Raw genomic sequence first — 25,641 nt, 5'->3', positions numbered from 1 at the left:
CACTATGCAGCTCATCGAAAAGGGAAAACTTTCTTTAAAAGATGATGTGAAGAAATTCTTCCCAAATTTCCCCTATGATGGGATCAATATTAAAATGTTACTTTCTCACCGCAGCGGAATGATGAATTATGTCTATTTCACAGACGGGATCTGGAAAGACAAGAAAAAGCCCATGAGCAATATGGATGTTATGAACCTGATTGCCGAATATAAGCCTGCACGTTATGCAGCTCCCGATACCCGCTTCCATTATAACAATTCCAATTTCATGGTCCTCGGTGCCATTATAGAAAAAGTAACCGGAAAGAAATATGCCGATTATATGATGGAAAATGTATTTAAACCAGCAGGAATGAAACATACCCATGTTTACTCTACCACAGTATACCCTAAAATCCCTGTTGATGTTGTTGGCCACGACCGCACCTGGAGATACTCTGTTGTTCAGAATTTCCTGGACGGGCCTGTAGGTGACAAAGGAATCTACAGTACAGTGCACGACCTCGTGCTATACGACAATGCCTTGCGTAAAGGCCGGCTGTTAACCAAGCCAAGCCTGGACTCTGCTTATACCGGCCACAACAAAGCCATCAACGGACATTTTAACTATGGCTATGGCTGGAGAATGTTTGACGGGGAAAACGGCAGAAAAGTTGTTTACCACACCGGCTGGTGGCATGGATTCAGACATATTTATGTCCGCGACCTCGACAAGAATATCGTAGTGATCTTTCTGGGCAATCTGACCAACGGAAGTTTACTCCACTTAGATGACCTGTATAAATACCTGAAAATGCCGGTGATCCGCAAAGGTGCTTATTCCGGAAATGGATCACTGCCTGGCAGCGATGAAGACTAATCAGGAAATCTTATCGAAAGATATCCCCTGGTTCTTCTTCTCCAGATAAGAACGTAACAGATGATTTTGAGGAAGTGAAAGTGTTGGATCTTCCTCAAACACTTCTATAATGGTATTTCTGGCCTCCTGAAGGATCACCTGATCCTTAGCCAGATCTGCAAGTTTGAGATCCAATACACCACTTTGCTGAGTACCTGATAAATCTCCCGGCCCCCTCAATTGCAAATCGGTTTCCGAAATCTCGAATCCGTTATTTGTCCGGACCATAGTTTCCAGCCGAAGTTTTCCCTCCTTAGTCAGCTTATTTCCAGACATCAGGATACAAAAAGACTGTTCGGCCCCTCTTCCAACACGCCCCCTGAGCTGATGCAGTTGTGACAAGCCAAAACGCTCAGCATGCTCTATCACCATGACCGATGCATTGGGGACATTTACTCCGACTTCAATTACTGTCGTAGCCACCATGATCTGCGTTTTACCTTCTACAAAAAGCTGCATTTCAAACTGCTTATCGGCATTGGACATCTTACCGTGAACAATACTGATTTGAAAATCGGGCAAGGGAAACTGATAGCGCATTTGTTCTATACCTGCTTCCAGATACAGCAAATCCAGTTTTTCACTTTCTTTAATCAGCGGATACACCACATAGACCTGGCGCCCCTTTCTGATTTCTTCTTTCATAAAGCCAAACATCCGTAAACGCTGCCCTTCAAAAAGATGCCTGGTCTCTATAGGCTTTCTGCCGGCAGGAAGCTCATCAATGATCGAAACGTCCAGATCACCATATAAGGTCATCGCCAGTGTTCTGGGAATAGGTGTAGCGGTCATCACCAGGATATGGGGAGGCACACTATTCTTTTTCCAAAGCTTAGCCCTTTGTTCTACACCAAAGCGATGCTGTTCATCAATCACCACTAAACCCAGGTTTTTAAACTGAACCTTATCCTCAATCAACGCGTGAGTACCTACAAGAATATCTATCTCGCCGTTTTCCAGCTGCTGATGCAGCAGATTGCGCTGCTTCTTGGTGGTGCTTCCGGTTAACACAGCCACCTTTACAAAATCTTCTTTAACCAGAGAAACCAATGATTGATAATGCTGACGGGCAAGGATCTCTGTAGGCGCCATCATACAAGCCTGATAGCCGTTATCGTTGGCCAGCAGCATACTCATTAAAGCCACAATAGTTTTTCCGCTACCAACATCCCCCTGTACAAGCCTGTTCATCTGAGCCCCTCTTTGTGTGTCCAGGCGAATCTCTTTGATCACCCTTTTTTGGGCATTGGTCAATTCAAAAGGAAGGATTTCTTTGTAAAAAGTATTGATCTTATCGCCCACTTTATCAAAGACTGCACCTTTAAATTTCAGGGTTCGCTGTTGTTTACTGTTCAGCAACTGAAGCTGTATAAAAAAAAGCTCCTCAAACTTAAGCCGTCGTTCCGCATCCTGCAATGACAGGGCATTTGCAGGAAAGTGGATGTTTTGTAAAGCCTCTCTCTTACGAACAAGTTTATACTTATCTGTAATATAACCCGGCAAAGTCTCCTTAACCTCACGGATGTGTTGCTCAATCAACAAACTTTGAAGTTTCTGAATCCCCTTACTGTCCAGAAAATGTTTCTTTAATTTTTCAGTTGAATTATAAATAGGCTGTAGCGTCAGGTTTCCTGTAATGCCTGCAGGCCTTGGATAATTTTCAAGTTCCGGATGTGATATACTGAAAGTCCCGTTAAACATATTCGGTTTACCGAAAACGATATATACCTTACCCCGCATCACATTTTCCTCCACCCATTTCAGGCTCTGGAACCAGACCAGCTCCATACTCCCTGTTTCATCCGTGAGCCTGGCAACAATTCTTCTTTTGTGCTTATCGCCAATGATCTGCCGGTCTGTAATTCTTCCTATGATCTGAACCAGTGGCTGATCTGGCTGAAGTTCATTAATTTTATAAAAGCGGGTACGATCTATGTAACGAAACGGATAATAGTTTAACAGCTGGACATAAGAAAAAATGCCCAACTCTTTTTTCAAGAGTTCGGCACGTTTAGGTCCAACACCTTTCAGGTATTCAATAGGCGACTCTAATACTTCTGTCAGCAAAACAACTCCGGTTTCAAAGTGTTAAGCTATGCTTTAAAAGCAACTACAGAAATCTCGACATTGACACCTTTAGGCAAACCCTTTACAGCAACCGTTTCCCTTGCAGGAAAGTCTTTTAGAAAATAAGAGCCGTAGATCTCATTCACTTCATTAAACAGGCTCATGTCTGAAAGGAAGATGGTAGTTTTAAGAATGTGTTCAAATCCAAATCCAGCCTCCAACAGTACTGCATGAAGGTTACGCATCACTTGCTGTGTTTCTTCTGCCAGAGAACTCTGGTTCAATTCACCCGTAGCCGGGTTAATGGCAATCTGTCCTGAAACATAAAGAAAACCATTGGCTAAAACCGCCTGGCTATAAGGTCCGATTGGAGCTGGTGCATCGTTTGTTTGTATAATCTGTTTCATCTGTTTATTTATATTTTTTATATCAGAAGGAATTTATCGGCGAATAAAACCATCCCTGTTTCAATTACAAGAAAGATTGGATCAATTTCCATAGGATACCTGCAAGAAAGATAAGTATAGCCAGTGCATTGATAAAATGCATGATCTTAATGTTAATATTAGTTGGCCGGCTATCGTCTTTCTTTCTGAAGAAGTACATACACAAATGTATAAATAAAAAAAGAGGGCTCCGAAATCGGAGCCCTCTTTTTTTTGTATGTTCTTAAGAAAGATTAGTTTCTTGAAGATTCAACACGACGGTTTTGGATACGACCTTCTTCAGTATCGTTAGAAGCAACTGGGTTAGCTTCACCATAACCTTTAGTTACTACAGCGCTAGAATTAACACCAGAGTTTACTAAGTAAGTTTTAACAGAGTTAGCTCTGTCTTTAGATAATTTCAAGTTATATGCAGCAGTACCTTCGCTTGAAGCATAACCTTTTAAAGTTACTTTACCACCGTTTTCACGTAATCCTGAAGATAATTTATCTAAGATTGGATAAGACTCAGTTTTTAAAACTGAACTGTTGAATTCAAATTGGATTGGCTCGAAACCAGTTACATTGCTAGAAACAGGCGCTACAACTTCTGCTTTTGGAAGTGGACATCCAGATCCGTCAACAGCAGTACCAGCTGGAGTTCCAGGGCATTTGTCAAACTGATCAGCTACACCGTCACCATCTGAATCTTTTTTCAAATCTTCAACTGATTTTTCTACGTTAGAAACACGAGTTTTAAGTGCTTCAACTTCTTGACGCAATGAAGGATCTTTCAATTCATCATACATCAAAGCCAATGGATTCACCCATTCCAAATCTGGTTTAGATTTAGAACCCAGAGAGAACTCAAGACCAGCATATCCGTAAGAGAATTTGTCTTTAGTAGTTCCTTTTGCATAAACTCCGTCTAAGTTATCACCGTCAACAAAGTGCATAGTATAACCTAAGTTGAAAGCAACACGGTCAGAAACTTTAAATTTCACACCAGCACCAACTGGGATGTATGATTCTTTAACGTAAGTTTTGTCGTGGTTATCACCAGCTTTATCTTTCCAGTCAGTAACTGTTCCGTTTGCAGCAGTAACTTTAGGTGCATAAGCAGCTAAACCGTAACCAAGAGATACGAAGAAGTTAACTGAATTTTCGCGACGTAAAAAGTCAACAGTTGCAACGTTAACAACACCTCTTAAGTCAGCAGCATAAGCCAAATCAGTTTCAAATGATTTTACACCATTTGCAACACCACCTGGCATGTCTTTGTTAGTACCAGAGATTTTTCCGCGGAAAATGTTACCTTCCAGACCAAATGCATGACCTAATTGTTTTTTCAAAGACAATCCGTAACCTAAGTTAACTTCAGCGTTTTTGAAATCGTTAGAACCACCGATAGCAACGAACGGAGATAAAACTCCCGCGTTTACACCGATTGACCAGGTTCTGTACTGGCCCCTTCCACCAAATACCTTGGCCGAAGACGGGGAAGCAGCAGGAGCATCCTGTGCGTTAACAAGAGTCGTAGCTCCCATTAAAGCGACAAAAGAAACTGCCAGACCCTTTTTTAAAGTAGAATAATTCATGATTTTCTTTTTTTTAAGGTTAAACAAATTTTAATTGTATAATTTTTTTGTGTAGCAAAATTAAACAAATTTTTAAATTCTCAAACACTTATACAAACACTGTTCCAAACTTGAAAACAAAGACAAAATAGGCTTATAAAAACCATAATTCATTCATAACCAGTGTAACATATACACATACATTAAATAAAAAAACTTCACATAGTGACCATAAACAACTACAAAACAACCATTTAGACCACAGCAAACATTCATTAAAAAAAAGTCAAACCCATTTTGTCATAAGAAATTCATTTCCGGCGATTGTAGTACCTGAATAAATTATTGAGGTTCATTCTTGAATTAAACACCCTTATACTATACAAGAGTCCACTTTTTTATACAGACTTATGATCCCACTGGTCTACAAACCTGTAAATATTAAACCCGGGCTCGAACATGGCCGTTCGAAGGTCTTTCCTCAATTTTACCCGGTCGACATCAGCCATTCTATAATGCTGCAAAATCTTAAAAGCTTTTTCAGCCATCAGATAAGGCTTTCTGTCGTTACCAAATTTTAAAGGTTTCATCAACCAGGAACAAAATTCAGCAACGCCCTCATTTTTATCCGCAACAGTCTTAAAAACAGGCACAACGGGATCCTGCTGACGCACCAGTTTTTTGAGGTTATTAGCAAATGTATCCGCGCCTTCCCGATCTGCCTTGTTGACCACAAAGGCCTGAGCAATTTCCATCAATCCCGATTTGATGTTCTGGATCTCGTCTCCCGATTCGGGAACCAGCACCACAACCGTACGGTCTGCCAGACCAGCAATTTCCAGCTCTGATTGCCCTACACCAACCGTTTCCACTAAAATCAGATCAAAATCTGCAGCCCTCATGACGTCGACCATCTCAATGGTCTTTGCGGAAATCCCCCCCAAAGCGCCCCTTGTAGCCACAGACCGGATATAAACGTTGGGATTGTTAAATTGCTGTGCCATCCGAATCCGGTCGCCAAGCAAAGAACCGAAATTGAACGGAGAAGTCGGATCAACCGCCAAAATGGCAATTCTTTTGTTTTTCAGGACCAGATGAGAAGTAATCGCATTGACCAGTGTACTCTTCCCTGCTCCGGGGGGGCCGGTAATGCCAATAACCGGCACATTGTCCCTGGCAGGGAGCTGCCGGAGCAAATGTCCTGCAGGAGCAATATCATTCTCTACCAGGGTTAAAGCCCTGGCCAGTGCAATAAAGTTTCCTTGTTTTATTCCCTCCAGGAGGGCATCACTGGTATTCATTTTAAAATCCTCTATGCAAAGAAATGGAATTTCCTGATTATTTGCAGAGTTTATAATGAAGTGGTAGCTTAGCACATTATTTCAACCATGTCCATACCAAAAATCATACATCAAACTTTTAAATCAGAAAAATTGCCCTTCCTTACCCGATGGCATATTTCCAGATTTAGAAAAAAGAACCCTGACTACGGTTATGAGTTCTATGATGATGCAAGGATAGAGAAATTTCTTGAACAGGAATATGACGTGGAGACCCTTGAACTCTACCGGAGATTAAACATCGGCGCGGCCAAAGCTGATTTTTTCAGGTATGCTGTTTTGTTAAAAAAAGGCGGAGTCTACCTGGATATTGACAGCAGTATAAAAGGAAGCCTTAACAATTTTATAAAACCAGACGATACCGCCATCATTTCCGAAGAAGGAAACCCAGGCCTTTATGTACAATGGGCTTTGGTCTATGCGGCCAACCATCCCTTTCTTCAGCGCACCATGGAGTTGGTTTGTGACAACATCAAACACAACAGATATCCGCATGACGTCCATAAAATGACTGGCCCGACCGCTTATACCAATGCCATCAATCAATGTCTGGCAGAACACCCCAATACCCCTTACCGCTTATTGGGCGTAGACTACAACGGACACCTTAAATTTAAGTACCCCCTAAGTAAACTCTCTCTCTATAAAAAAGGAGAGCACTGGAAAAAATTACAACAAACACAACCTGTTCTTCGCACCAAATAGGTCTCTTACCATCATCCTCCAGGCCAAAAATTTATAAAAGGCAATGAACCAAATAAAAGCGCAACTCTTTTTAGAAAAGTTATTCAACAACAGGAAATTCATTTTTTCCGTATGGGTTATATTGGCCATCGTGGCCACCTTAAAACAATTAAGATCGGGGAATGAACACAATAACTACTTAATTTTTACCCATACCTTTTACCATGCACTAGACCACCTCAACCTATACCTGAGGTATCCGGCAGAGTATGGCGACATGAACCATTACGGTCCATTGTTCGCACTAATCATTGCCCCTTTTACATTGTTCCCTAAATTTGTCGGAATGTTCCTCTGGCAAATTGTAAACATCTCTGCCTTATTCTATGCAGTGTCTACGCTTCCCTTAAAAAACCCAAAAGTTACCGCGGTTTACTGGATCATTAGTAATGAACTCCTTTCTTCATTGTTCTCCTTTCAGATCAATCCCTCTATCACGGCCATCATTATACTTTCGTATACGATGATCAATAAGAAGAACAATTTCTTCGCAGCATTTCTGATCTTCCTAGGAACATATATAAAGCTATATGGCATCGTCGGGCTGGCTTTCTTTTTCTTTGTGAAAGAGAAACCGAAATTTATTGCCTATTGCGTTTTTTGGGCTGTAGTTTTCCTGATCCTCCCAATGTTTTTCTTTACTCCGGAATACATCATTCAGTGTTATAAAGACTGGTCCGTTTCTCTGGCGGCAAAACAACTGGAAAATGCAACCCTCGTTTCCTGGCAGGATGTGTCTATTATGGGTATTTTCAGAAGAACATTACAAGATCCAACGATTCCAAACTGGCCATTTTTATTAGGCGGGATCATTCTGTTTTGCCTCCCCTATCTACGGATTAAACAGTATCGATCCGAAACCTTCAGATTGATGTACCTGGCTTCAACCTTGATTTTCACTGTTGTTTTCAGCAACTCGTCCGAATCCCAGACTTATATCATTGCTTTCACCGGGGTAGCCATCTGGTTTATCATCCAGGACAGGCCGCTCAAACCCGAGATCATTGCCTTGTTTGTCTTCTCTATTATCTTCACCACACTGGCCCTTACAGACTTTATTCCCAGATACATCCGCGACAACTACATCATGCGTTATTCGCTTAAAGCCCTTCCCTGCGCGCTCATCTGGTTCTACCTCAGTTATCAGCTCCTCTGCAAAAATTTCCTGAACAGAGAAACACCTGCAGCAACCGAAACCCTATCTTTGTAAATTAACAGAAAACAACAGCAATGAAAGTTACCGGCTTCACCTTTATCAGAAATGCAATTGTAAACGACTATCCTGTAAGTGAAGCCATCCGTTCTGTACTGCCTTTGTGCGACGAATTTGTTGTTGCCCTGGGCAACTCTTCAGATGAAACCGCAGCATTGGTCAAAAATATTGCTCCCGATAAAATACGCATTATTGATACCGTCTGGAACGACAGCCTTAGAGAAGGCGGGCAGGTATTTGCTCAGGAAACGGATAAAGCTTTAGCCGCTGTTTCTGCCGATACAGACTGGATGATTTATATCCAGGGAGATGAGTGTATTCATGAAAAATACCTTCCTCTGATCAGAAGGGAGATGGAAGAGAATCTGAACGACAAAAACATCGAGGCCCTGCTTTTAAAATACCGCCATTTCTATGCTTCCTACGACTATCTTGCCGAATCCAGACGCTGGTACCGGCGCGAAGTGCGCATACTCAAAAACCTACCCGGTATCCACTCCTACAGAGATGCGCAAGGATTTCGCATTAACGACCGGAAGCTCCGGGTTAAGCTGATCGACGCCTATGTTTACCACTATGGCTGGGTCAAAACCCCAAAGGCATTACAGGGAAAGGTGAGAAACTTCAATCAGTTCTATCAAACGGAGACTTGGATAGAAGAAAATCTTCCTGTTCAAAACACCTTTGATATGCATAATGCAGACCGATTGGTTAAATTTAAGGAAACGCACCCCGCAGTTATTCAGGACAGGATCAAGGCAACGAACTGGTCGTTCGATCAGGACATTACCAAAATGACCCCTAAAATGAACTTTCGGAGAAGGGTCCTCCAGAAAATAGAAGATCTGACAGGCATTCGGTTATTCGAATACCGAAACTATAAAATCGTTAAATAATGAAGAAAAGCTTATCCATCGTTATTCCAAATTATAATGGCAAACATCTTATGGAAGCTTACCTGCCCTCTGTAATTGCAGCAGCAGAACAAGCAGATGTGCCTTACGAAATTATTGTTATAGACGATGGATCAAAAGACGACAGCATATCTTTCCTAAAGAACACCTACCCTGGAATTAAACTTCTTATTAATGATCAAAACAGAGGCTTCTCCTATACTTGCAATCAAGGCATAAAAGCCGCCATCTATGAACTCACCTTCCTGTTAAATTCCGATGTCAGGCTAAGTGCAGATTATTTCGAAAAGCAATGGTCCTATTTTCAGCGGGAGGACACTTTTGGGGTAATGGGTTGTATCATGAAAGCTGATGGCAGCAAGATTGAAGATGCAGCCCGTATATTGTTCCGTAAAGGCTGCAGGCTTAAAGCAAACCGCTTTTATTACAGCAAGGATCCGCAAGATCAACAAGTATTCACCGCCTATCTGTCTGGAGCGAATGCCCTTGTAGATACCAGAAAACTTAAAGCATTAAATGGTTTCGATGAAATTTATTCCCCTTTTTCTTCTGAAGACTCCGATCTTTCTTTAAGAGCCTGGTTATTGGGTTGGAAATGCTATTATGAACACCGGTCTGTTTGTTTTCATCAGGTAAGCGGCAGCACCAGCACCCAGCTCAAGTCCACCTTCATGAAGAAAATCTATTTCCGGAACAGGTTTATCTTTCACAGCATCCATCTTGAGGGGTTCAGAGCTTTGATCTGGCCAACTTACCTGGTACTCCTGGAGGTTTTACCAAAACTCATTCTTGGCAAAAGCTGGATGTATGCAAGCTATAAAGAATACCTTCAGCACCTTCCTCAAATACGGGCATCCAAAAAGAGATTGGCTGCTTTAAAAGAACAATACCAATCCTCCCTTGAAGTTCAGGATGTTATTGACTTCATTAACAAATCTGTAGCAGAGAAGTCTGTTCAATACCTCTAAGCAGCATTTGTCTTTATTAAAAATAGAAAACGTAACTTTGCTCCCTAATTTTTTTTGATGAAAACATATTTTCGTTTATTATCCTTTGCAAAACCTATAGAGAAATTTGCGATACCCTATATCATTGCAACTCTGCTCTCGGTTATATTTGGCGTATTAAACCTGACCCTTCTTTCACCGCTTTTCCAGACCCTCATTTCGGTTGATTCGAAAACGGTACATAAAGTTAGTAAAACCTCCACTTCCGCATTCGATATTACGGGAAAGTTCGGAGACTTTGTAAACAATTCCATCAACACACACGGACCTATACCAACTCTAACCTATGTCTGCGTTATTATTGTTGTGTCCGTCTTATTGTCTAATATTTTCAGGTATTTCTCCCAACGGATTATGGAAGACCTTCGGGTGCATACTTTATTGAACCTTCGTAAAACGGTGTTTAATAATGTCATGAACATGCATGTTGGTTTTTTTAATAACGAACGCAAAGGAGATATCATTTCTAAAGTTGCATCCGATGTACAAGTGGTGCAATTTACAGTAACCAATACTTTGCAGGTGGTCTTTAAAGAACCACTTACGCTCATTTTTTACATCATTGTACTATTGTCGATCTCGGTAAAGCTCACTTTATTCTCTTTAATGGTTATCCCGATTTCCGGATTTATTATTAGTAAAATCGTTAAGAGGATAAAACAACAAGCCAAAGCTGCACATGAATCCTTTGCAAAAATGATCGGCTTCCTCGATGAGGCGCTGGGTGGTATAAAAATTATCAAAGCTTTCAATGCAAGTGAAAGGATAAAAGATAAGTTTCAGGCAGAAAACGTGTTCTATTCTAATTTGAACAGAAAGATGATCAGAAGGCAGCAACTTGGCTCTCCTGTATCTGAATTTTTAGGTGTGGTTATGGTTTCTTTCATTGTTTGGTATGGAGGTACATTGATCATGAGCCACGAACCAGGGGCACTTTCCACCAACCAGTTTATTGCCTATATCGCCATCTTTTCCCAGGTGATGAGACCTGCTAAAGCCCTGACCGATTCATTTGCAGGAATACATTCCGGGATTGCGGCGGGAGAAAGGGTTTTGGAACTGATCGATACGAAACCAGCACTAGTCAATAAACCCGGAGCAGCCAGACTGGAAGGATTTCATCAAGCATTAAGCCTGGAACACGTTTCCTTTAACTATGGAACAAAAGAGGTATTAAAAGATATTAATCTCATCATACCCAAAGGTAATACCGTAGCGCTAATAGGTCCATCTGGTGGTGGAAAAAGTACACTAATGGATCTCATTCCACGCTTTCATGACCCTAAATCGGGCGTGATTAAAATTGACGGAAGAGCCTATGAGGAATTTACCGTAGAAAGTATCCGGGAGCAAATGGGTATCGTGAACCAGGAATCCTTCCTGTTCAACGACACCATTTTCAATAACATCGCTTTCGCCAAACCTGAGGCCACAGAGGAAGAAGTTATAGCAGCAGCCAAAATTGCCAATGCACACGAATTCATTCTGCATACCGAAGAGGGCTATCAAACTTTTGTTGGAGACCGTGGAAACCGCTTATCCGGCGGACAAAGACAGCGTGTCTGTATTGCAAGAGCTGTACTGGCCAACCCACCGATCATGCTTTTAGATGAAGCCACCTCTGCTTTGGATACGGAATCAGAAAAACTGGTGCAGGATGCCTTGAATAACCTCATGAAAAACCGCACATCTATTGTGATTGCCCACCGCCTAAGCACCATACAGCACGCAGACACCATCGTGGTGATTGACAAAGGTGTAATCGTAGAGACCGGAAAGCACTCAGAACTCATGGCTGCAAACGGACTTTACAGACGGCTGATAGACATGCAAACTTTTACGGATTAAAATATGAGCCTTCTATCATCCCTCCCCAAGGTCAGTATAGTCATTGTTGTCAGAAATGCAGTTAATACAATTGAAAATGCGATTAAAAGCGTTCTGCAACAGGAATACTCCAACTTTGAACTGGTTATTCTGGATGGTGTCTCTACCGATGGCACCATAGGGATCATTGAAAAATATATGCCTGAAATTGCCTTTTTCTCCTCAGAAAAAGACAATGGGATTTATGACGCGATGAATAAATCCATAAAAAACTGTTCCGGTGAGTGGATTTATTTTCTGGGCGCTGATGACGAGCTCATGGACGACCATGTTTTATCGAAGGTTTTTAGCCATAGGCCGAAGAAAAATGAAGTCCTGTATGGCGATGCCTATTATCTGCACAAAAAGACTGTCAGATTTGGTAAAATGAACAGGTACAGCTTAAGTAAACATAATTTCAATCATCAAACCGTTTTCTATCCATCCAGCGTATTTGAAAAATATACGTATCAGACTAAGTATAAAATATGGGCAGATTATTTTGTAAATATCCAGTTATATTTTAAAAGTGATTATAATTTCACCTATATCCATCTGGTTGTTTCAAAGTTTAATGACTTAGGCACCTCAGGAGCCAGCCCTGTAGATACAGCCTTCGAAGAAGACCGGGTACAGATTACCAAAGAGATTTTCCCGCCAGATGTTTATATATTCTATACGGCAAGAAATATCTTTCGCAGTATACAAAAAATGCTCAGATAAGAATCCTCACCATAACGATCCATCCCATGAAAGCAGCCTTTACGATTTGTACAAACAACTACCTTGCACAAGCCCGGATTCTCTTCTCCTCTATACAGGAATTTGCAAAAGACTACACATGCTATTTGTTCCTGGTAGATGAACTGCATCCGGAAATCGACTACGAAGATTTTCCTGGCATTGAATTTATTCTGGCCAAAACACTCCCTATTGAGTTCTCCAGTCTGGTCAAAAAGTACGATATTGTTGAACTGAATACTTGTATCAAAGCCTCCGCTTTTAAACACCTGTTTAATGAAAAAGGAGCTGAAATCGTACATTATTTTGATCCGGACATTGAATTATTTGACGAAATTACCCATCTTGATATTCATTTCGAACAAGCCTCTATTCTCCTAACTCCTCATATTATAACGCCTATCCCATGGCAGGACGGCTCACCAAATGAGAATTTATTTTTGAACCACGGTTTGTACAACCTGGGATACCTTGGGCTTACAAAAAAAGGTGATTACATGAAGCTTCTGGACTGGTGGGAAAACAGAACCTTGAATATGGGTTACAATAGAACCCGGCACGGACTCTTTGTTGACCAGCTATGGATAAATTATGTACCCCTGTTTTTTCCCGGATCTACTAAAATCCTATTTGATCAAGGTTGCAATATGGGTCCCTGGAACTTACATGAGCGCTCTTTAAGCCATAAAGACAATAAATTCTTAGTGAACAATAGTGTATCCTTAAAATTCTATCACTTTAGTTCCTATAAGTACAACCAACATGAAATTTCCGGAAACTACCGGTATACATTTGCAAGCAATCCCGATGTAAAACCGCTTTATGACTTATATCAGGAAAAAATGATTGCATCCGGAGTGAAGCTGTATTCTGGAAAAAAATGGGCTTATGAGCAGAAGAAACCATTTTTCTCTAAATTTCTAAAGAAGAAAAAATAAAATAACCGGCTTATGAGTTTAAAAAAGATCGGCAGATGGATTGACGTACAAAACCACAGTACAGGATTTGAGATCGTCCAAAAATATTATTCAAAAAAGGAGGAAGGCCAATCTGTCCATCTATTTTCACCCGCTTTTCTCTTGCTGTATATGAAGCGGCTTTGCTTGATTTTTCTTCATCTGTTCAGGAATAAAACAACTTCAAAGAACCTGACCTCTCCCTCCATGAAAGCTTTTTTACTTAGATTACTAGGTTTTTATGCTTTGGGCGATGCACGTTCTGACTTACAAAAGGAGTATAGGCCCCTGGCATTTCCAAGTTTTTCGAATCCCCTGGTTTCCATCATCATTTCGTCATCCGGTGATTCTACATATACGTATAATATACTTCGTACGATCCTGAAAAACACCACAGGCATTTCCTACGAAATCATCCTGCTTTCTGATGGTTCCACAAAGCAAAATGACGACTTTTTTACCTCAACACCCATAATCCATATTCACGATTTTGAGAAAAAAGGATCCACATTTCTAAAAAATCATGCTGCAGGAATTTCAAGGGGAGAGTTTCTGTGTTTTCTTGACAACAACATTCTAGTCGGAGAAAAGTGGCTGGAAAATCTCTTAAATGTATTCAAGTATGACTCAAGAGCTGGTGTAGCAGGTCCAAAACTAGTCTATCCCTATGGTTTACTTAAAGCAGCCGGCAGCTTTATAGATCCGGCAGGAGAACGCATTTACCGTGGCCAGTACAAAGATGCTGAAGACTTTAAATACAATTACCTCAGTGAAACAGGCTGCTGTTCTTCTACCTGCCTGCTTGTTAAAAAAGATGTATTTGAAGAGGCGGGAAAATTCGATACCCTTTTTAGCACCCGGGACTATACCGACGCCAGCTTTTGCTGTTCTGTTAAGACAAAAGCAAATAGAAGTATATACTATCAGCCTCTTAGTAAGATCATCCATTTTGAAGGATTTAGTTCTGGAGCAATCGAACAAAAGCCTTCGGATAATAAATCTGAACAGCAACTATTTACAGCAAAATGGGCCAATGAACTCAAGCAATTTCATGAATCCACAACAACCACTAAAAGGCCAGCTTCAATTTTAATTATCGATGCGACTTTTCCGAAACCAGATCAGGATTCGGGTTCGAAAAGGTTGTTCGAAATCCTTAAGATATTCAAGTCTTTGCATCTGGATGTTTATTTCATGGCGCATCAGGAAACCAAGGTCGATCCCTATTACAGTAACCTGGTCAATATGGGAATCAAGGTTATCTGTCCGCAGTATCCTAAGGAAAAATTAACGAGGAAACTCCCCGACCTATTAGGTTCAATTGACATGACCTGGATATCAAGGCCGGATATTAATAAAATTTACGGTCCTGCTATACAAGCTCTAAAACCCATGCCCTGGCTGTATGACACCGTAGATCTACACTTTATCCGTTTGCAAAGGGCCTTTGAACTCTCCGGTATGGATCCGGCTAAGATTGAAGAAAAGATAAACCCTATCAGAGAACTGGAGTTAAGCCTGGCAAAACAGGCCAGTTGCACCATTACTGTTACCGATGTAGAAAAACAAATCCTCCATGCAAACGGTATAAAAAATGTAGCGGTCATCCCTAATGTACACGAAATACACCTGAATCATCCTGATAATCCAGGTTTTAACGAGCGAAAGGACCTGGTTTTTATCGGGAGTTATGCACACGAACCTAATATTGATGCCGCATTATGGCTGGCAAATGAAATTATGCCCCTGGTATGGGATACGAATCCTCATATCAAGCTCATTTTGCTCGGCAGCAAGCCAAGCCCTGAAGTTCTTGCCTTAAAATGCGACCGTATTGACGTTCCAGGTTTTATCCATGATGTGGAACCCTATTTCATCAATTCCAGGGTATTCGTTGCCCCTCTGAGGTACGGCGCCGGAATGAAAGGAAAAATAGGTCAAAGTCTTGAATATGGCCTGCCTATAGTTTCAACAAATATTGGCATTGAAGGCATGGGGCTCACTGACAGAAAAGATGTACTAGTTGGAGAAACAACTGCTGAGTTTGCTTCAAAAATCATTGAACTCTACGAATCCCAGGAATTGTGGCATAGCATACAGCGGAATTCCATCCATGCGCTGGAAGAATATACACCAGAAAATGTGACAAAGAAACTGAATACTCTTTTAAATAATCTAGCTTTGGATAAGCAAATTTTAGATTGATTTACCTTAAACAGCCCTTTCATTTCTAATGAATAAAAAACTATCAATTATTACGGTTAATTATAATAATCAAATAGGTTTAAAACAAACAATCAATAGTGTTCTAAGCCAAAACAGCCCTAGTGACTTTGAATATATAATTATTGATGGCGGTAGTACAGACGGCAGCAAGGAACTGATAGAAACCTATGCCGATCGGTTGACGTATTGGGTTAGCGAACCTGACAAAGGTATTTATAACGCAATGAATAAGGCCATACGGGCTGCCAAAGGAGATTATGTATACTTTTTAAACAGCGGAGATCTCCTATACGATCAAACTATTGTCCAAAAAATAGAACCTTATTTAGATCAAACCTGTGGTATTTATTATGGGAATTTGATCTATCAGGAAAAAGACATCCAGGTTCCCTGGATATTTCCAGAGCAGCTCTCCTTCTCTTTTTTTTTAACAGAAAACATAAATCACCAGGCATGTTTTATAAAGAGGGCACTCTTTGATGAACTTTTCTTTTACAATGAAGAGTATAAAATTGTTTCTGACTGGGAGTTCTTAATTTATGCCATTTGCAAGAGAAACATTCCCTATAAACACATCGATATGCTGATTGCTATATATGATACAACAGGAATCTCTTCCAATGCAAATAACCGGGAAGCAATGAACCAGGATAAAAATAAAACACTTCAAAAATATTTTCCCCTGTTTGTACAAGATTATCGCAATATTGACGCTATAAAACTTAAACGAGTTCAGCAATTCCTTTTCATTAAAAAGTTCAAGCCTGCATGGCTGGCTCTGAAAGGATTTATGAATATTGTTCTTTTATTCTTACCAAAATTTAAGAAAGAGAATGCTTAACATACTATACGATCATCAGATTTTCACTATGCAGCATTATGGCGGTATTTCAAGATACTTCGCCAGTATTCAATCCGGACTGGAAAAACAGCCAGATATTCATTTTAACAATGGTATTCTTTACAGCAAGAACTACTACATTAAGGACAAGACCTATCTTCCTTCTTATCTTTCCAAAGTTTTTTTAAAGAAAGACAGATCGATACAAAAATGGAACAGGAGATATTCGGAATACCTCATCAAAAAGAATAACTACGATGTTTTTCATCCCACATACTATAACCCCTATTTCCTTAAAAATATTAAAAAACCTTTTGTGATTACCGTTCATGATATGATTCATGAATTATTCCCGGAGATGTTTGAGCCGGGAGATGTTTTTGTGAATTACAAAAGGCTTTGCATAGAAAACGCTGCACACATTATTGCCATATCACAGTCGACCAAAAATGATATCATCAAAATCCTGGGTGTAGATGAAAGTCGTATTTCCGTAGTACATCATGGTTTCAGACCACAGATGTCTGTCAATTCTGATTTTACAGATTCAGAAAAAAAACAGGATTATTTATTGTTTGTTGGAGACAGAAAGGGTTACAAGAACTTTCCCAGACTAGCAACGGCCTTAACCCCTTTCCTAAATAAAAACCCAGAGATCAAACTTATTTGCGCAGGGGGTGGTGCATTTCAAAGCGCAGAGTTGGAATTGTTTATTCGTCTGGGTATCTCAGACCGTGTCCAGCAAATCAGTGCTTCTGATGAAACATTAAGCCGCTTGTATAAAAACGCAATGGCTTTTTTATTTCCGTCCTTATATGAAGGCTTTGGTTTGCCGATCCTGGAAGCCTTTCAAAATGACTGTCCGATCATTGCAAGTCAAACAGATTGCTTTAAGGAAATTGGTGAAGATGCGATTCAATATTTTAATCCTTATGAGGAGAGTTCCATCCTAAATGCACTTGAAGAAGTGGTTGAAAACAAGCAAAAAGCATTAACACTTGTAAGCCGCGGAAGACAGCAACTTCAAAAATTCCCTATGGAGTCTTGCATAGACAAAACACTCAACATTTACAGAACCTTTGGTCAAAAAAAATAAACTATGTCTACTTACCAAGTAAAATCGCCGGTACTCTTTCTGGTATTCAACAGACCAGACACCACCCTAAGGGTCTTTAATGAAATCAGCAAAGCTAAACCTTCAAAGCTGTATATCGCTGCTGATGGCCCAAGATCAGGCCGCATTGATGACGAGCGCCTTTGTAAAGAAACCATAGAAATTATAAGCAAGATCAACTGGGAATGTGAAGTAAAGACCTTATTCAGGGAAGAGAATTTGGGTTGCAAAGAAGCTATATCTTCGGCTATTGAATGGTTTTTCGATCAGGAAGAAGAGGGAATTATTCTGGAAGATGACTGTTTGCCTGCCAATAGTTTCTTTCATTACTGCGATACCCTCCTAGAAAAATATCGCTTCGATACACGCATAAGACATATTGCCGGCAGCAACCTCCAGCTAGGCAAAAAGTGGGGAGAGGCTTCCGTTTACTATGCCAACCAAACCCATGTTTGGGGTTGGGCAAGCTGGAGAAGGGTCTGGAAAGATTATGATAAAGACCTTAAAAAGTATGAAGAAAACGAGGTTCCCCTGCAATTGGCCAAAATCTTCTCTGATCCCTTTGTGGTAGACAGCTGGACACACATCTTTAAAGACGTTAAAGCAGGTAAAATTGATACCTGGGATTATCAGCTCGCCTTTACGAACTACTTTAACAACAGCCTTTCCGTAAATCCTAATGTAAACATGATCAGCAATATAGGTTTCCGGGAGGATGCAACCCACACGGTGAATTCAGATAATCCTTATGCGAACATTCCATTAGAAGAAATTTCAGAAATTACTTACCCGAAGTATGTTCTCCCTGAAAAAATGGCCGATTATGCCATGTTCAATCGCGACTTTAATCTTGAGGAACGCTGGAAAAGACACAATTTACTAAGAAGACAATTTAAACGCTGGTTAAAGAAAAAGTTTAAAACCGTACATTAGGCTAATTTTAATTTTTTGATCAACCAGTTAATTCTTTTTGGAACAGGCCGCTTTAATGCATCGTAAATTCCACAATGGTTGCCCAGATAACTTACAAAATCAAAGGTTTTATAGATATCGCCTTTAAAAAATAGCTTAAAATATTTTTTAAAGGCCCTTCTCTCCAGCTTAGATGCCTTTAGAAAGGATCTTTCCAGAACTTCCCTATGTTCAGGGAACACCTCCAGAATACTCTTACTTCCACAAACATAAGCACCATACAGCAGTCTGTTGATGTAATCAACATTTGCTCTTTTTGCTGGAATAATATGTTTAAGTTTCAATTCCGGCGCTACACCCGCAGAGCCACCTTCTCTAAGACAATACAAAACAATTTGTACATCTTCACCACAGCTTAACAAATTGCCTCTACGTCCCGGCAACGTAAAAACACCTTCTTCCTGCAGCTTTACATAAGCTTTCAAAAAAGAAGTTTGTACAGCCATCCCGGTTCCAAATGGATAACAGGACTGCCAGGTTCTGATATTGGAATATGCCATATACGGTTCGTGCCGTTCCTGAAATACCGATCGCCCATATGCTTCCAGGGAAGGATCAATTCCGTCAATAAAGTCGACCCAGATATTTCCAGGACCCCATGCAGTCACATGACTATATTTTTTACAAAGTTTGTCCAGCTCTATTAAATAATCAACATCCGGCTCATTATCGTCATCAAAAAAAACTATATGTTTACCTTGAGCTTCTTTTACCCCACCAATACGAGCGAAGGTATGGCCTTGCTCTTTGACCAGGATTATTTTCATCCCATCTATCTTATTCAGGTAATCCTGAATATAGGGAACCGTGTTCAAAGGGACAGGACTATTATTATCCACAAGGATCGTTTCTACCTTAAGACCAACCGTATTTATATTGTAAATGGCATCAAGGCACCTGCCCAGGAGGCGTGGATCAGAATTATACGCACAAATAACAATAGAATAATCAAAGCTGCTTTCCGACATTACCGTTTATTTAATTCAACAAATATACATTCCCAAAATTGATATCTTGATCAACCCAATGACATAAAGGGACTCCTTATGCCCTAATCGGTGTAACAAAGGTATATCTATTTTAATTGTTACTTTAAATATGAAGTAACCCAGGTTTGGATATTTAAATTTGGCCTTTTCATTTTCGAACTGACCTAAAGCTTAATGAGTGCCGGAAGCCCCAATAAACCAACAACTAATAATTATAAATTCATTGACTCCATACGTTTTATTTCCATGATGTGTATTGTAATGGAACATAGTTCTCCATTACTAGGGCTTCGCTTTCCAAATTTCAAAGATCAAATGGTTCAAACGCTGGCTTTACAATTTGAGAAGTCAGGAACAATCATATTTTTTATTCTTGCAGGCTTCCTGATTGGCGATAAGTTTATGGTTTACAGCACAAAAACCTATCTTTCCAGAAGATTGAAAACCACATTCAAGCCCTGGTTGTTCTGGCTCCTCATATTTCTCTCTTTGCTTTGCACTGATCAGTTCGTTCGCTTCTTCAAATTCGGTAATCGGGATATGATCGATCATCCTGTACTATTTTTATTAGAGAAACTTGATTTCATCGTTACTCAGACAAGTTTTTGGTTTATCATAAACTTCATGTTCTGTATCACCTTTCTATTGCTGTTCAGAAAGTATCTGTATACCATTACTTACGGTATTATCCTTGCTTTGCTCTCCTTATTTTATTCTGTAAATCTTTATTTTGAATGGATCCCAACCACGCACACCATAGCCCTTTTTGGATTCATTTTTTATTTGTGGCTCGGTGTAATGCTGCATAAATATTTCCAATCGTTTTGTAGTTGGGCAGAAAAACAATCTTTTGGGATTTCAGCTGTGGCGGTTTTAATAACCTTTGCCCTTGCCTGCATGGAAAGCTTAAATCTCATTAAATTAGGTTCTATGGATGCCTTCAATACACTCCGGTTAACGAATATTATCTTTTCTTTGGCCTGTTTTGTTTTCTTATTCAAATTCTGCAATTTCGACTGGATTGAAGACCTCAACCCTAGGGCAACGACCTTTGGGATTCATCTTATCCATCACATCCTGATTATTGTGGTTATACCTTTAATTTACAAACCGCTTCACATTGGGTTTACAGATAAACCAGTATTATATCTGGCTGCATTCCAATTTATCACTTTTATCATTATTTATCCAACCAGCTATTTAACTGCTTACCTGATCGGAAAGACAAAAAACTGGAAATGGACAGTAGGACAATAATTGGAGGGTTTGGATTATAAACCGTATTTTTGCTTTAAAGCAGGAATTAAACCCAATATTCATTGAATAACCTTAGTCAAAAAATAAATGTACTGGTCATAGGCGATATGATGATTGATCACTATATCTATGGCAATTGCAACAGGATCTCCCCGGAGGCCCCAGTGCAAGTTGTTGAAGTACAAAAAGAAGAATACACACTGGGCGGTGCCGGAAATGTACTGAAAAACTTAATTGCTTTCGATTGTAAAGTCTCTGTGATCTCTATAACCGGAACAGATGAGCATGGCCAAATGGTACTGGAACAGCTGAACAGTTGCGGTGTTTCTACGACTGGAATCCTGCAAGATCCCAGCCGCTGCACCACCGTTAAATCGAGGGTTTTGGCTTCCAATCACCACCTGATCAGACTGGACAGAGAAAACCTGTCAAACATTACCGCTGATCTGGAGAAAGAACTCCTTAAAACCCTTCAGAATGAAATAGACCAATTTGATATAGTTCTGGTTTCTGACTACAATAAAGGTTTATTAACCCCCGCCTTTCTAAAAGAAATCTTCTGTATTTGCAGGGAAAAAGGAATAAAAACCCTCGTAGACCCTAAAGGAACAGATTTCAGCAAATACAAAGGTGTCAATGTCATCAAACCGAATAAAAAAGAAGCCGCATTAGCCACAGGAATTGCCATCAAAGATCGCGAAAGCTTGCAGGAAGCCTGTGCCGTTTTAAAAGAATTAACAGGCTGTGATCAGGTCATCATCACCCTTTCGGAAGAAGGTATTGCATATTATACCGAAAACAAACTCAGTTTAATTCCAACAAAAGCGCTTGGGGTGATCGATGTAACCGGCGCAGGAGACACTGTACTTGCTGCATTAGGGGTATCCCTGGCTTCAAAGAAGTCCTTGCAGGAAGCCTGTGAATTTGCCAATCATGCCGCGGCTATCGTCGTAAGTAAAGTAGGCAGCGCCGTAGCCAGTTTTGAAGAGATAGATCAAAGGTTTCCCAAAATCTAATTTAGAACCCATTGTATGAAAGACCATATCAAAGACCTTTTTGCAGAGCATATAGAAGTAGCTAATCAATCGGCTGCAGCCAACAGCGCCTCTATTGTGAGGGCTTGCAGCATCATCACGGAGTGCCTTGCACAAGGCAATAAAGTTCTCCTTTTTGGCAACGGGGGGAGTGCTTCAGATGCGCAGCATATTGCGGCAGAATTTACAGGCCGGTTTGTTAAAGAACGCAGGTCACTACCTGCCATTGCCCTGACTACAGATACCTCTGCACTAACCGCTATTGGCAATGATTATGGTTTTGAACGTATTTTTGAAAGACAAGTAGAAGGACTCTCCAACCCGGGAGATGTACTCATTGGAATCTCCACCAGTGGAAATAGCGTCAATGTGATCAAAGCACTGGAAAAAGGAAACCAAACGGGTTGCAAAACCATTGGCCTGACAGGACGTGACGGAGGAAAAATGAATGATTGCTGCGACCTTAACATTGTTGTTCCTTCTGATGTAACGGCAAGGATCCAGGAAATGCACATCCTGATTGGCCATATTATATGCACCGCAGTTGATGCTGCTTATTAAGTCAATATGATCAGCAGCCTCCAACAACTCACTGAAGAAAAAATCTTCACCCGGCAGAACATCCGGCAGCAAATCGAAAAATGGAAAGCCGAAGGACATAAAATTGTATTTACAAACGGAGTTTTTGATCTTTTACACATTGGCCACATTAGCTACCTTCTAAAGGCCGCATCTTTTGGAAATAAGCTAGTTATCGGGTTGAACGCAGACAGCTCCGTAAAACGCCTTAAAGGCGACAAACGGCCCATCAATACGGAAAACAGCAGAGCGATTCTTCTAGCCTCCATGTTTTTTACAGATGCAATCGTTGTTTTTGAAGAAGACACTCCTTTAAACCTGATTAAAGACGTTCTTCCGGATGTATTGGTCAAAGGTGCAGATTATAAAATCGAAGACATCGTGGGAGGTAAAGAAGTCCAGGAGAGCGGAGGAGAAGTTATGGTGGTCGACTTTGTGGATGGCCATTCTTCTACCAACCTGATCAATAAGATCTCAGACAACAGAATCTGATATCATCATTTTCGATTTTATAAAACGCGGCAAAGAATATCTAACTCAATGCCCCGTTTTATACAGAAAAACTGATCTATAAAAACTTAGAAGTATCCCAATCTCAATCTCAGATATCCATTTTCAATTTTCTTAGGTTTAAAATTCCTATCAAAAATAGTCGCACTAAATTTGGCCTCTAAAATATAAATGCCTGATTTAAGTTTCTTTAAATTAGTAACTTCAAAAGTGGATTGGCTTTGAGCATCTGGTTTTAAAACTTGTGGTTCCCGCCAAGAATCAGATCCATAAGTTTTATAATTCACATTCTGATTATGTACTTCCAGAGCAACCCCATTGTGAGAATTATCTCTTCCAAAATCTAAAGCATAATTGTATTTACCAACGGAATATAAACCTATTCTATTTTTGGGAAATAAAATACCATTGCCTTCCATAGCATTCTTATGATATTTCTTTAAGAAAAAGAAACTTACAGTATTATCATATCCGCTGTCATGAATATCATATCTTCTTCCGTAAAAAACAGAATCTTTATCCCCCGATATATAATAATGATAACCTTTTACAATTGAATCTACTTTAGAATTTGGTTGTCGATTTAAAGTTCCCCCTGAATTCACCTTATTAACAATGGAAAGCTTACCATCAATAGTATAAGAAGCAGAATCTCCCGCGAGTTCCAGAGGGTCAGGCTTTTCAACGATAGGGTCGGGTAATGGAGTGTTTTTCTTACAGGCAGTAAAGAGTAGTAGGGAAAGCGCAATCCCGAGCATTTTTTGAGATTTCATTAATTAATAATTTTATTTGTGTGTCTTCAAAAGTAATAAAAATGGACTGGCAAAAAAACAGAATCCCTCAAAGCAGGATTTATATGCTTTCTTGAAAGAAAGCATATAAATTGCAACTAAAATAGCTATCAACAAAAAAGCCGCTTAATCTCTTAAGCGGCTTTTCTATATATAAAAAGTCTATTACAACTTCCGTTTCACTTCAACCTGTTCGTAGGCTTCTACAATATCCCCAACCTCAATGTTATTGAAGTTCTGAATATTCAGACCGCACTCGTAACCTCTGCTCACCTCTTTTACATCATCTTTATAACGTTTCAGTGAAGCCAGCTCACCAGTGTAAATCACGACACCATCCCTAACAATGCGAATCTTGCTGTTCCTGGTAATTGTACCATCCAACACCATACATCCTGCAATGGTACCCACTTTCGTAATTTTGAAAGTCTCTCTGATCTCCACGTTCGCAGTGATCTTCTCTTCGAATTCCGGAGCAAGCATACCTTCCATCGCCGCTTTGATCTCATTGATCGCATCGTAGATAATAGAATACAAGCGAATATCGATTTGCTCGGCCTCAGCCAACTTACGTGCACCAGATGAAGGACGTACCTGGAAACCGATAATGATCGCATCAGAAGCAGATGCCAGTAATACATCAGACTCTGAAATCTGACCTACAGCTTTACTAATGATGTTCACCTGGATCTCCTCAGTAGACAGTTTCAATAATGAATCTGACAATGCCTCGATAGAACCATCCACGTCACCTTTAATAATCAGGTTCAGCTCTTTAAAGTTACCGATTGCCAAACGACGGCCAATCTCATCCAGAGTAATGTGTTTCTGCGTACGCAAGCCCTGCTCACGCATCAATTGTAAACGTTTGTTTGCAATCTCTCTTGCTTCCACTTCACTCTCCAGTGCATTGAACCTGTCACCGGCAGTAGGTGCACCCTGCATACCCAATACCTGTACCGGTACTGAAGGACCTGCATTGTCCACTTTCTGCCCACGTTCGTTAAACAAAGCTTTAACACGACCGCTATAACTACCCGCTAAAATCGGATCTCCAATTTTTAAAGTACCCGCCTGTACCAGAACTGTTGTTACGATACCACGGCCTTTATCTAAAGTAGCCTCAATTACGCTACCAGTAGCACGTTTATTAGGATTTGCTTTCAGCTCTAATAACTCGGCCTCAAGCAATACTTTTTCCAATAACAGATCAACGTTCAATCCGCTCTTACCAGAAATCTCCTGCGACTGGAATTTACCACCCCAATCCTCAACCAGGATATTCATCATAGACAACTGCTCGCGAATCTTATCCGAATTTGCACCCGGTTTATCAATCTTTGTAAAGGCAAACACCAATGGAACACCTGCAGCCTGCGCATGGTTGATCGCCTCTTTTGTTTGAGGCATCACCGCATCATCAGCAGCAACTACAATGATCGCAATATCCGCAACCTTCGCACCACGGGCACGCATCGCCGTAAAGGCTTCGTGACCCGGTGTATCCAGGAACGTTACTTTCTTTCCGGTTGGCGTAGTTACCATATAGGCACCAATGTGCTGGGTAATACCCCCCGCCT

The 25,641-nt window shown here is 40.4% G+C and carries 24 protein-coding genes; 16 read left to right on the top strand and 8 right to left on the bottom strand.

Annotated features, from left to right (window positions below):
• Positions 1-859, top strand: an 859-nt coding sequence (locus tag VNZ46_RS28975) for a serine hydrolase domain-containing protein (protein WP_325565132.1), incomplete at its 5' end; no start/stop codon positions are given.
• Here VNZ46_RS28975 and recG read toward each other — a convergent pair.
• The 5 genes from recG to meaB all read right to left on the bottom strand — a co-directional run bounded on the left by recG (position 860) and on the right by meaB (position 6,268).
• A complete protein-coding gene (gene recG / locus VNZ46_RS28970) occupies positions 860-2,965 on the bottom strand; it encodes an ATP-dependent DNA helicase RecG (RefSeq protein WP_325565130.1) in 2,106 nt (701 codons plus the stop codon). It abuts the gene before it with no gap.
• Between the two features lie 26 nt (positions 2,966-2,991).
• Positions 2,992-3,372: a RidA family protein gene (locus tag VNZ46_RS28965; RefSeq protein WP_133783762.1), complete on the bottom strand. Its 381-nt coding sequence runs from the start codon at positions 3,370-3,372 to the stop codon at positions 2,992-2,994.
• Between the two features lie 64 nt (positions 3,373-3,436).
• Complete coding sequence (locus tag VNZ46_RS28960) at positions 3,437-3,571, bottom strand: DUF6728 family protein (RefSeq protein WP_325565128.1); 135 nt, start codon at positions 3,569-3,571, stop codon at positions 3,437-3,439.
• Positions 3,572-3,644: 73 nt separating this feature from the next.
• Entirely contained in the window at positions 3,645-4,988 is a 1,344-nt protein-coding gene (locus tag VNZ46_RS28955; protein WP_325565134.1) for an OmpA family protein, read from the bottom strand.
• Between the two features lie 377 nt (positions 4,989-5,365).
• On the bottom strand, positions 5,366-6,268 hold the full coding sequence (meaB, locus tag VNZ46_RS28950; protein ID WP_325565126.1) for a methylmalonyl Co-A mutase-associated GTPase MeaB: 903 nt from the start codon (positions 6,266-6,268) through the stop codon (positions 5,366-5,368).
• Positions 6,269-6,355: 87 nt separating this feature from the next.
• Here meaB and VNZ46_RS28945 point away from each other — a divergent pair, with 87 nt between their 5' ends.
• From VNZ46_RS28945 to VNZ46_RS28895, 11 genes are read left to right on the top strand one after another with little or no spacing between them, the layout of a single operon-like run.
• The gene (locus VNZ46_RS28945) at positions 6,356-7,012 is read left to right on the top strand and encodes a glycosyltransferase family 32 protein (protein WP_325565124.1); all 657 of its coding nucleotides are present in this window, start codon (positions 6,356-6,358) and stop codon (positions 7,010-7,012) included.
• Between the two features lie 43 nt (positions 7,013-7,055).
• The gene (locus tag VNZ46_RS28940; RefSeq protein ID WP_325565123.1) at positions 7,056-8,261 is read left to right on the top strand and encodes a glycosyltransferase family 87 protein; all 1,206 of its coding nucleotides are present in this window, start codon (positions 7,056-7,058) and stop codon (positions 8,259-8,261) included.
• Positions 8,262-8,281: 20 nt separating this feature from the next.
• Complete coding sequence (locus VNZ46_RS28935; RefSeq protein WP_325565121.1) at positions 8,282-9,160, top strand: glycosyltransferase family 2 protein; 879 nt, start codon at positions 8,282-8,284, stop codon at positions 9,158-9,160.
• On the top strand, positions 9,160-10,146 hold the full coding sequence (locus VNZ46_RS28930; RefSeq protein ID WP_325565119.1) for a glycosyltransferase family 2 protein: 987 nt from the start codon (positions 9,160-9,162) through the stop codon (positions 10,144-10,146). The genes VNZ46_RS28935 and VNZ46_RS28930 overlap by 1 nt, the downstream gene beginning before the upstream one ends.
• Before the next feature lie 57 nt (positions 10,147-10,203).
• Entirely contained in the window at positions 10,204-12,033 is a 1,830-nt protein-coding gene (locus VNZ46_RS28925) for an ABC transporter ATP-binding protein (protein WP_325565117.1), read from the top strand.
• Positions 12,034-12,036: 3 nt separating this feature from the next.
• Positions 12,037-12,774, top strand: coding sequence for a glycosyltransferase family 2 protein (locus VNZ46_RS28920; RefSeq protein ID WP_325565115.1), 738 nt, complete (start codon positions 12,037-12,039; stop codon positions 12,772-12,774).
• A gap of 26 nt (positions 12,775-12,800) precedes the next feature.
• Positions 12,801-13,730 carry a hypothetical protein gene (locus VNZ46_RS28915; RefSeq protein WP_325565113.1) on the top strand — a complete coding sequence of 310 codons (930 nt, stop codon included), beginning with the start codon at positions 12,801-12,803 and terminating at the stop codon, positions 13,728-13,730.
• 12 nt (positions 13,731-13,742) lie between these two features.
• Positions 13,743-15,953: a glycosyltransferase gene (locus VNZ46_RS28910; protein WP_325565111.1), complete on the top strand. Its 2,211-nt coding sequence runs from the start codon at positions 13,743-13,745 to the stop codon at positions 15,951-15,953.
• Between the two features lie 28 nt (positions 15,954-15,981).
• On the top strand, positions 15,982-16,815 hold the full coding sequence (locus tag VNZ46_RS28905; protein WP_325565109.1) for a glycosyltransferase family 2 protein: 834 nt from the start codon (positions 15,982-15,984) through the stop codon (positions 16,813-16,815).
• Positions 16,808-17,911, top strand: coding sequence for a glycosyltransferase family 1 protein (locus VNZ46_RS28900; protein WP_325565107.1), 1,104 nt, complete (start codon positions 16,808-16,810; stop codon positions 17,909-17,911). Before VNZ46_RS28905 ends, VNZ46_RS28900 begins: the two co-directional genes overlap by 8 nt.
• 3 nt (positions 17,912-17,914) lie before the next feature.
• Entirely contained in the window at positions 17,915-18,862 is a 948-nt protein-coding gene (locus tag VNZ46_RS28895; protein WP_325565105.1) for a nucleotide-diphospho-sugar transferase, read from the top strand.
• Here VNZ46_RS28895 and VNZ46_RS28890 read toward each other — a convergent pair.
• On the bottom strand, positions 18,859-19,869 hold the full coding sequence (locus tag VNZ46_RS28890; RefSeq protein WP_325565103.1) for a glycosyltransferase: 1,011 nt from the start codon (positions 19,867-19,869) through the stop codon (positions 18,859-18,861). The genes VNZ46_RS28895 and VNZ46_RS28890 overlap by 4 nt on opposite strands.
• A 195-nt stretch (positions 19,870-20,064) precedes the next feature.
• On the opposite strand from VNZ46_RS28890, the gene VNZ46_RS28885 reads away from it, so the two are divergent.
• From VNZ46_RS28885 to rfaE2, 4 genes are all read left to right on the top strand, one after another.
• A complete protein-coding gene (locus tag VNZ46_RS28885) occupies positions 20,065-21,147 on the top strand; it encodes an acyltransferase family protein (protein ID WP_325565101.1) in 1,083 nt (360 codons plus the stop codon).
• Between the two features lie 62 nt (positions 21,148-21,209).
• A complete protein-coding gene (gene rfaE1 / locus VNZ46_RS28880) occupies positions 21,210-22,163 on the top strand; it encodes a D-glycero-beta-D-manno-heptose-7-phosphate kinase (RefSeq protein WP_325565099.1) in 954 nt (317 codons plus the stop codon).
• A 15-nt stretch (positions 22,164-22,178) separates the two neighbouring features.
• Positions 22,179-22,742, top strand: coding sequence for a D-sedoheptulose 7-phosphate isomerase (gene gmhA / locus VNZ46_RS28875; protein ID WP_325565096.1), 564 nt, complete (start codon positions 22,179-22,181; stop codon positions 22,740-22,742).
• A 6-nt stretch (positions 22,743-22,748) separates the two neighbouring features.
• Positions 22,749-23,252: a D-glycero-beta-D-manno-heptose 1-phosphate adenylyltransferase gene (gene rfaE2, locus VNZ46_RS28870; protein WP_325565094.1), complete on the top strand. Its 504-nt coding sequence runs from the start codon at positions 22,749-22,751 to the stop codon at positions 23,250-23,252.
• 86 nt (positions 23,253-23,338) lie between these two features.
• Here the strand turns inward: rfaE2 and VNZ46_RS28865 are convergent, their stop codons facing one another.
• Both VNZ46_RS28865 and infB read right to left on the bottom strand, forming a co-directional pair.
• On the bottom strand, positions 23,339-24,043 hold the full coding sequence (locus VNZ46_RS28865; protein ID WP_325565092.1) for a hypothetical protein: 705 nt from the start codon (positions 24,041-24,043) through the stop codon (positions 23,339-23,341).
• 183 nt (positions 24,044-24,226) lie between these two features.
• Positions 24,227-25,641 (bottom strand): translation initiation factor IF-2 (infB, locus tag VNZ46_RS28860; protein WP_325565090.1); only part of this gene is annotated, 1,415 nt, incomplete at its 5' end.

Origin of the sequence: Pedobacter sp., from assembly GCF_035566355.1 — a bacterium.
Lineage (GTDB): Bacteria > Bacteroidota > Bacteroidia > Sphingobacteriales > Sphingobacteriaceae > Pedobacter.
The sequence above is the reverse complement of the archived record's forward strand: the minus strand, read 5'-3'. Positions and strand labels throughout refer to the sequence as shown.

Coding starts and splice junctions, on each gene's coding strand:
- VNZ46_RS28965 (WP_133783762.1), bottom strand. CDS start 3,372: ATGAAACAGATTATACAAACAAACGATGCACCAGCTCCAATCGGACCT.
- VNZ46_RS28960 (WP_325565128.1), bottom strand. CDS start 3,571: ATGTACTTCTTCAGAAAGAAAGACGATAGCCGGCCAACTAATATTAAC.
- VNZ46_RS28955 (WP_325565134.1), bottom strand. CDS start 4,988: ATGAATTATTCTACTTTAAAAAAGGGTCTGGCAGTTTCTTTTGTCGCT.
- meaB (WP_325565126.1), bottom strand. CDS start 6,268: ATGAATACCAGTGATGCCCTCCTGGAGGGAATAAAACAAGGAAACTTT.
- VNZ46_RS28945 (WP_325565124.1), top strand. CDS start 6,356: ATGTCCATACCAAAAATCATACATCAAACTTTTAAATCAGAAAAATTG.
- VNZ46_RS28940 (WP_325565123.1), top strand. CDS start 7,056: ATGAACCAAATAAAAGCGCAACTCTTTTTAGAAAAGTTATTCAACAAC.
- VNZ46_RS28935 (WP_325565121.1), top strand. CDS start 8,282: ATGAAAGTTACCGGCTTCACCTTTATCAGAAATGCAATTGTAAACGAC.
- VNZ46_RS28930 (WP_325565119.1), top strand. CDS start 9,160: ATGAAGAAAAGCTTATCCATCGTTATTCCAAATTATAATGGCAAACAT.
- VNZ46_RS28925 (WP_325565117.1), top strand. CDS start 10,204: ATGAAAACATATTTTCGTTTATTATCCTTTGCAAAACCTATAGAGAAA.
- VNZ46_RS28920 (WP_325565115.1), top strand. CDS start 12,037: ATGAGCCTTCTATCATCCCTCCCCAAGGTCAGTATAGTCATTGTTGTC.
- VNZ46_RS28915 (WP_325565113.1), top strand. CDS start 12,801: ATGAAAGCAGCCTTTACGATTTGTACAAACAACTACCTTGCACAAGCC.
- VNZ46_RS28910 (WP_325565111.1), top strand. CDS start 13,743: ATGAGTTTAAAAAAGATCGGCAGATGGATTGACGTACAAAACCACAGT.
- VNZ46_RS28905 (WP_325565109.1), top strand. CDS start 15,982: ATGAATAAAAAACTATCAATTATTACGGTTAATTATAATAATCAAATA.
- VNZ46_RS28900 (WP_325565107.1), top strand. CDS start 16,808: ATGCTTAACATACTATACGATCATCAGATTTTCACTATGCAGCATTAT.
- VNZ46_RS28895 (WP_325565105.1), top strand. CDS start 17,915: ATGTCTACTTACCAAGTAAAATCGCCGGTACTCTTTCTGGTATTCAAC.
- VNZ46_RS28890 (WP_325565103.1), bottom strand. CDS start 19,869: ATGTCGGAAAGCAGCTTTGATTATTCTATTGTTATTTGTGCGTATAAT.
- VNZ46_RS28885 (WP_325565101.1), top strand. CDS start 20,065: ATGAGTGCCGGAAGCCCCAATAAACCAACAACTAATAATTATAAATTC.
- gmhA (WP_325565096.1), top strand. CDS start 22,179: ATGAAAGACCATATCAAAGACCTTTTTGCAGAGCATATAGAAGTAGCT.
- rfaE2 (WP_325565094.1), top strand. CDS start 22,749: ATGATCAGCAGCCTCCAACAACTCACTGAAGAAAAAATCTTCACCCGG.
- VNZ46_RS28865 (WP_325565092.1), bottom strand. CDS start 24,043: ATGAAATCTCAAAAAATGCTCGGGATTGCGCTTTCCCTACTACTCTTT.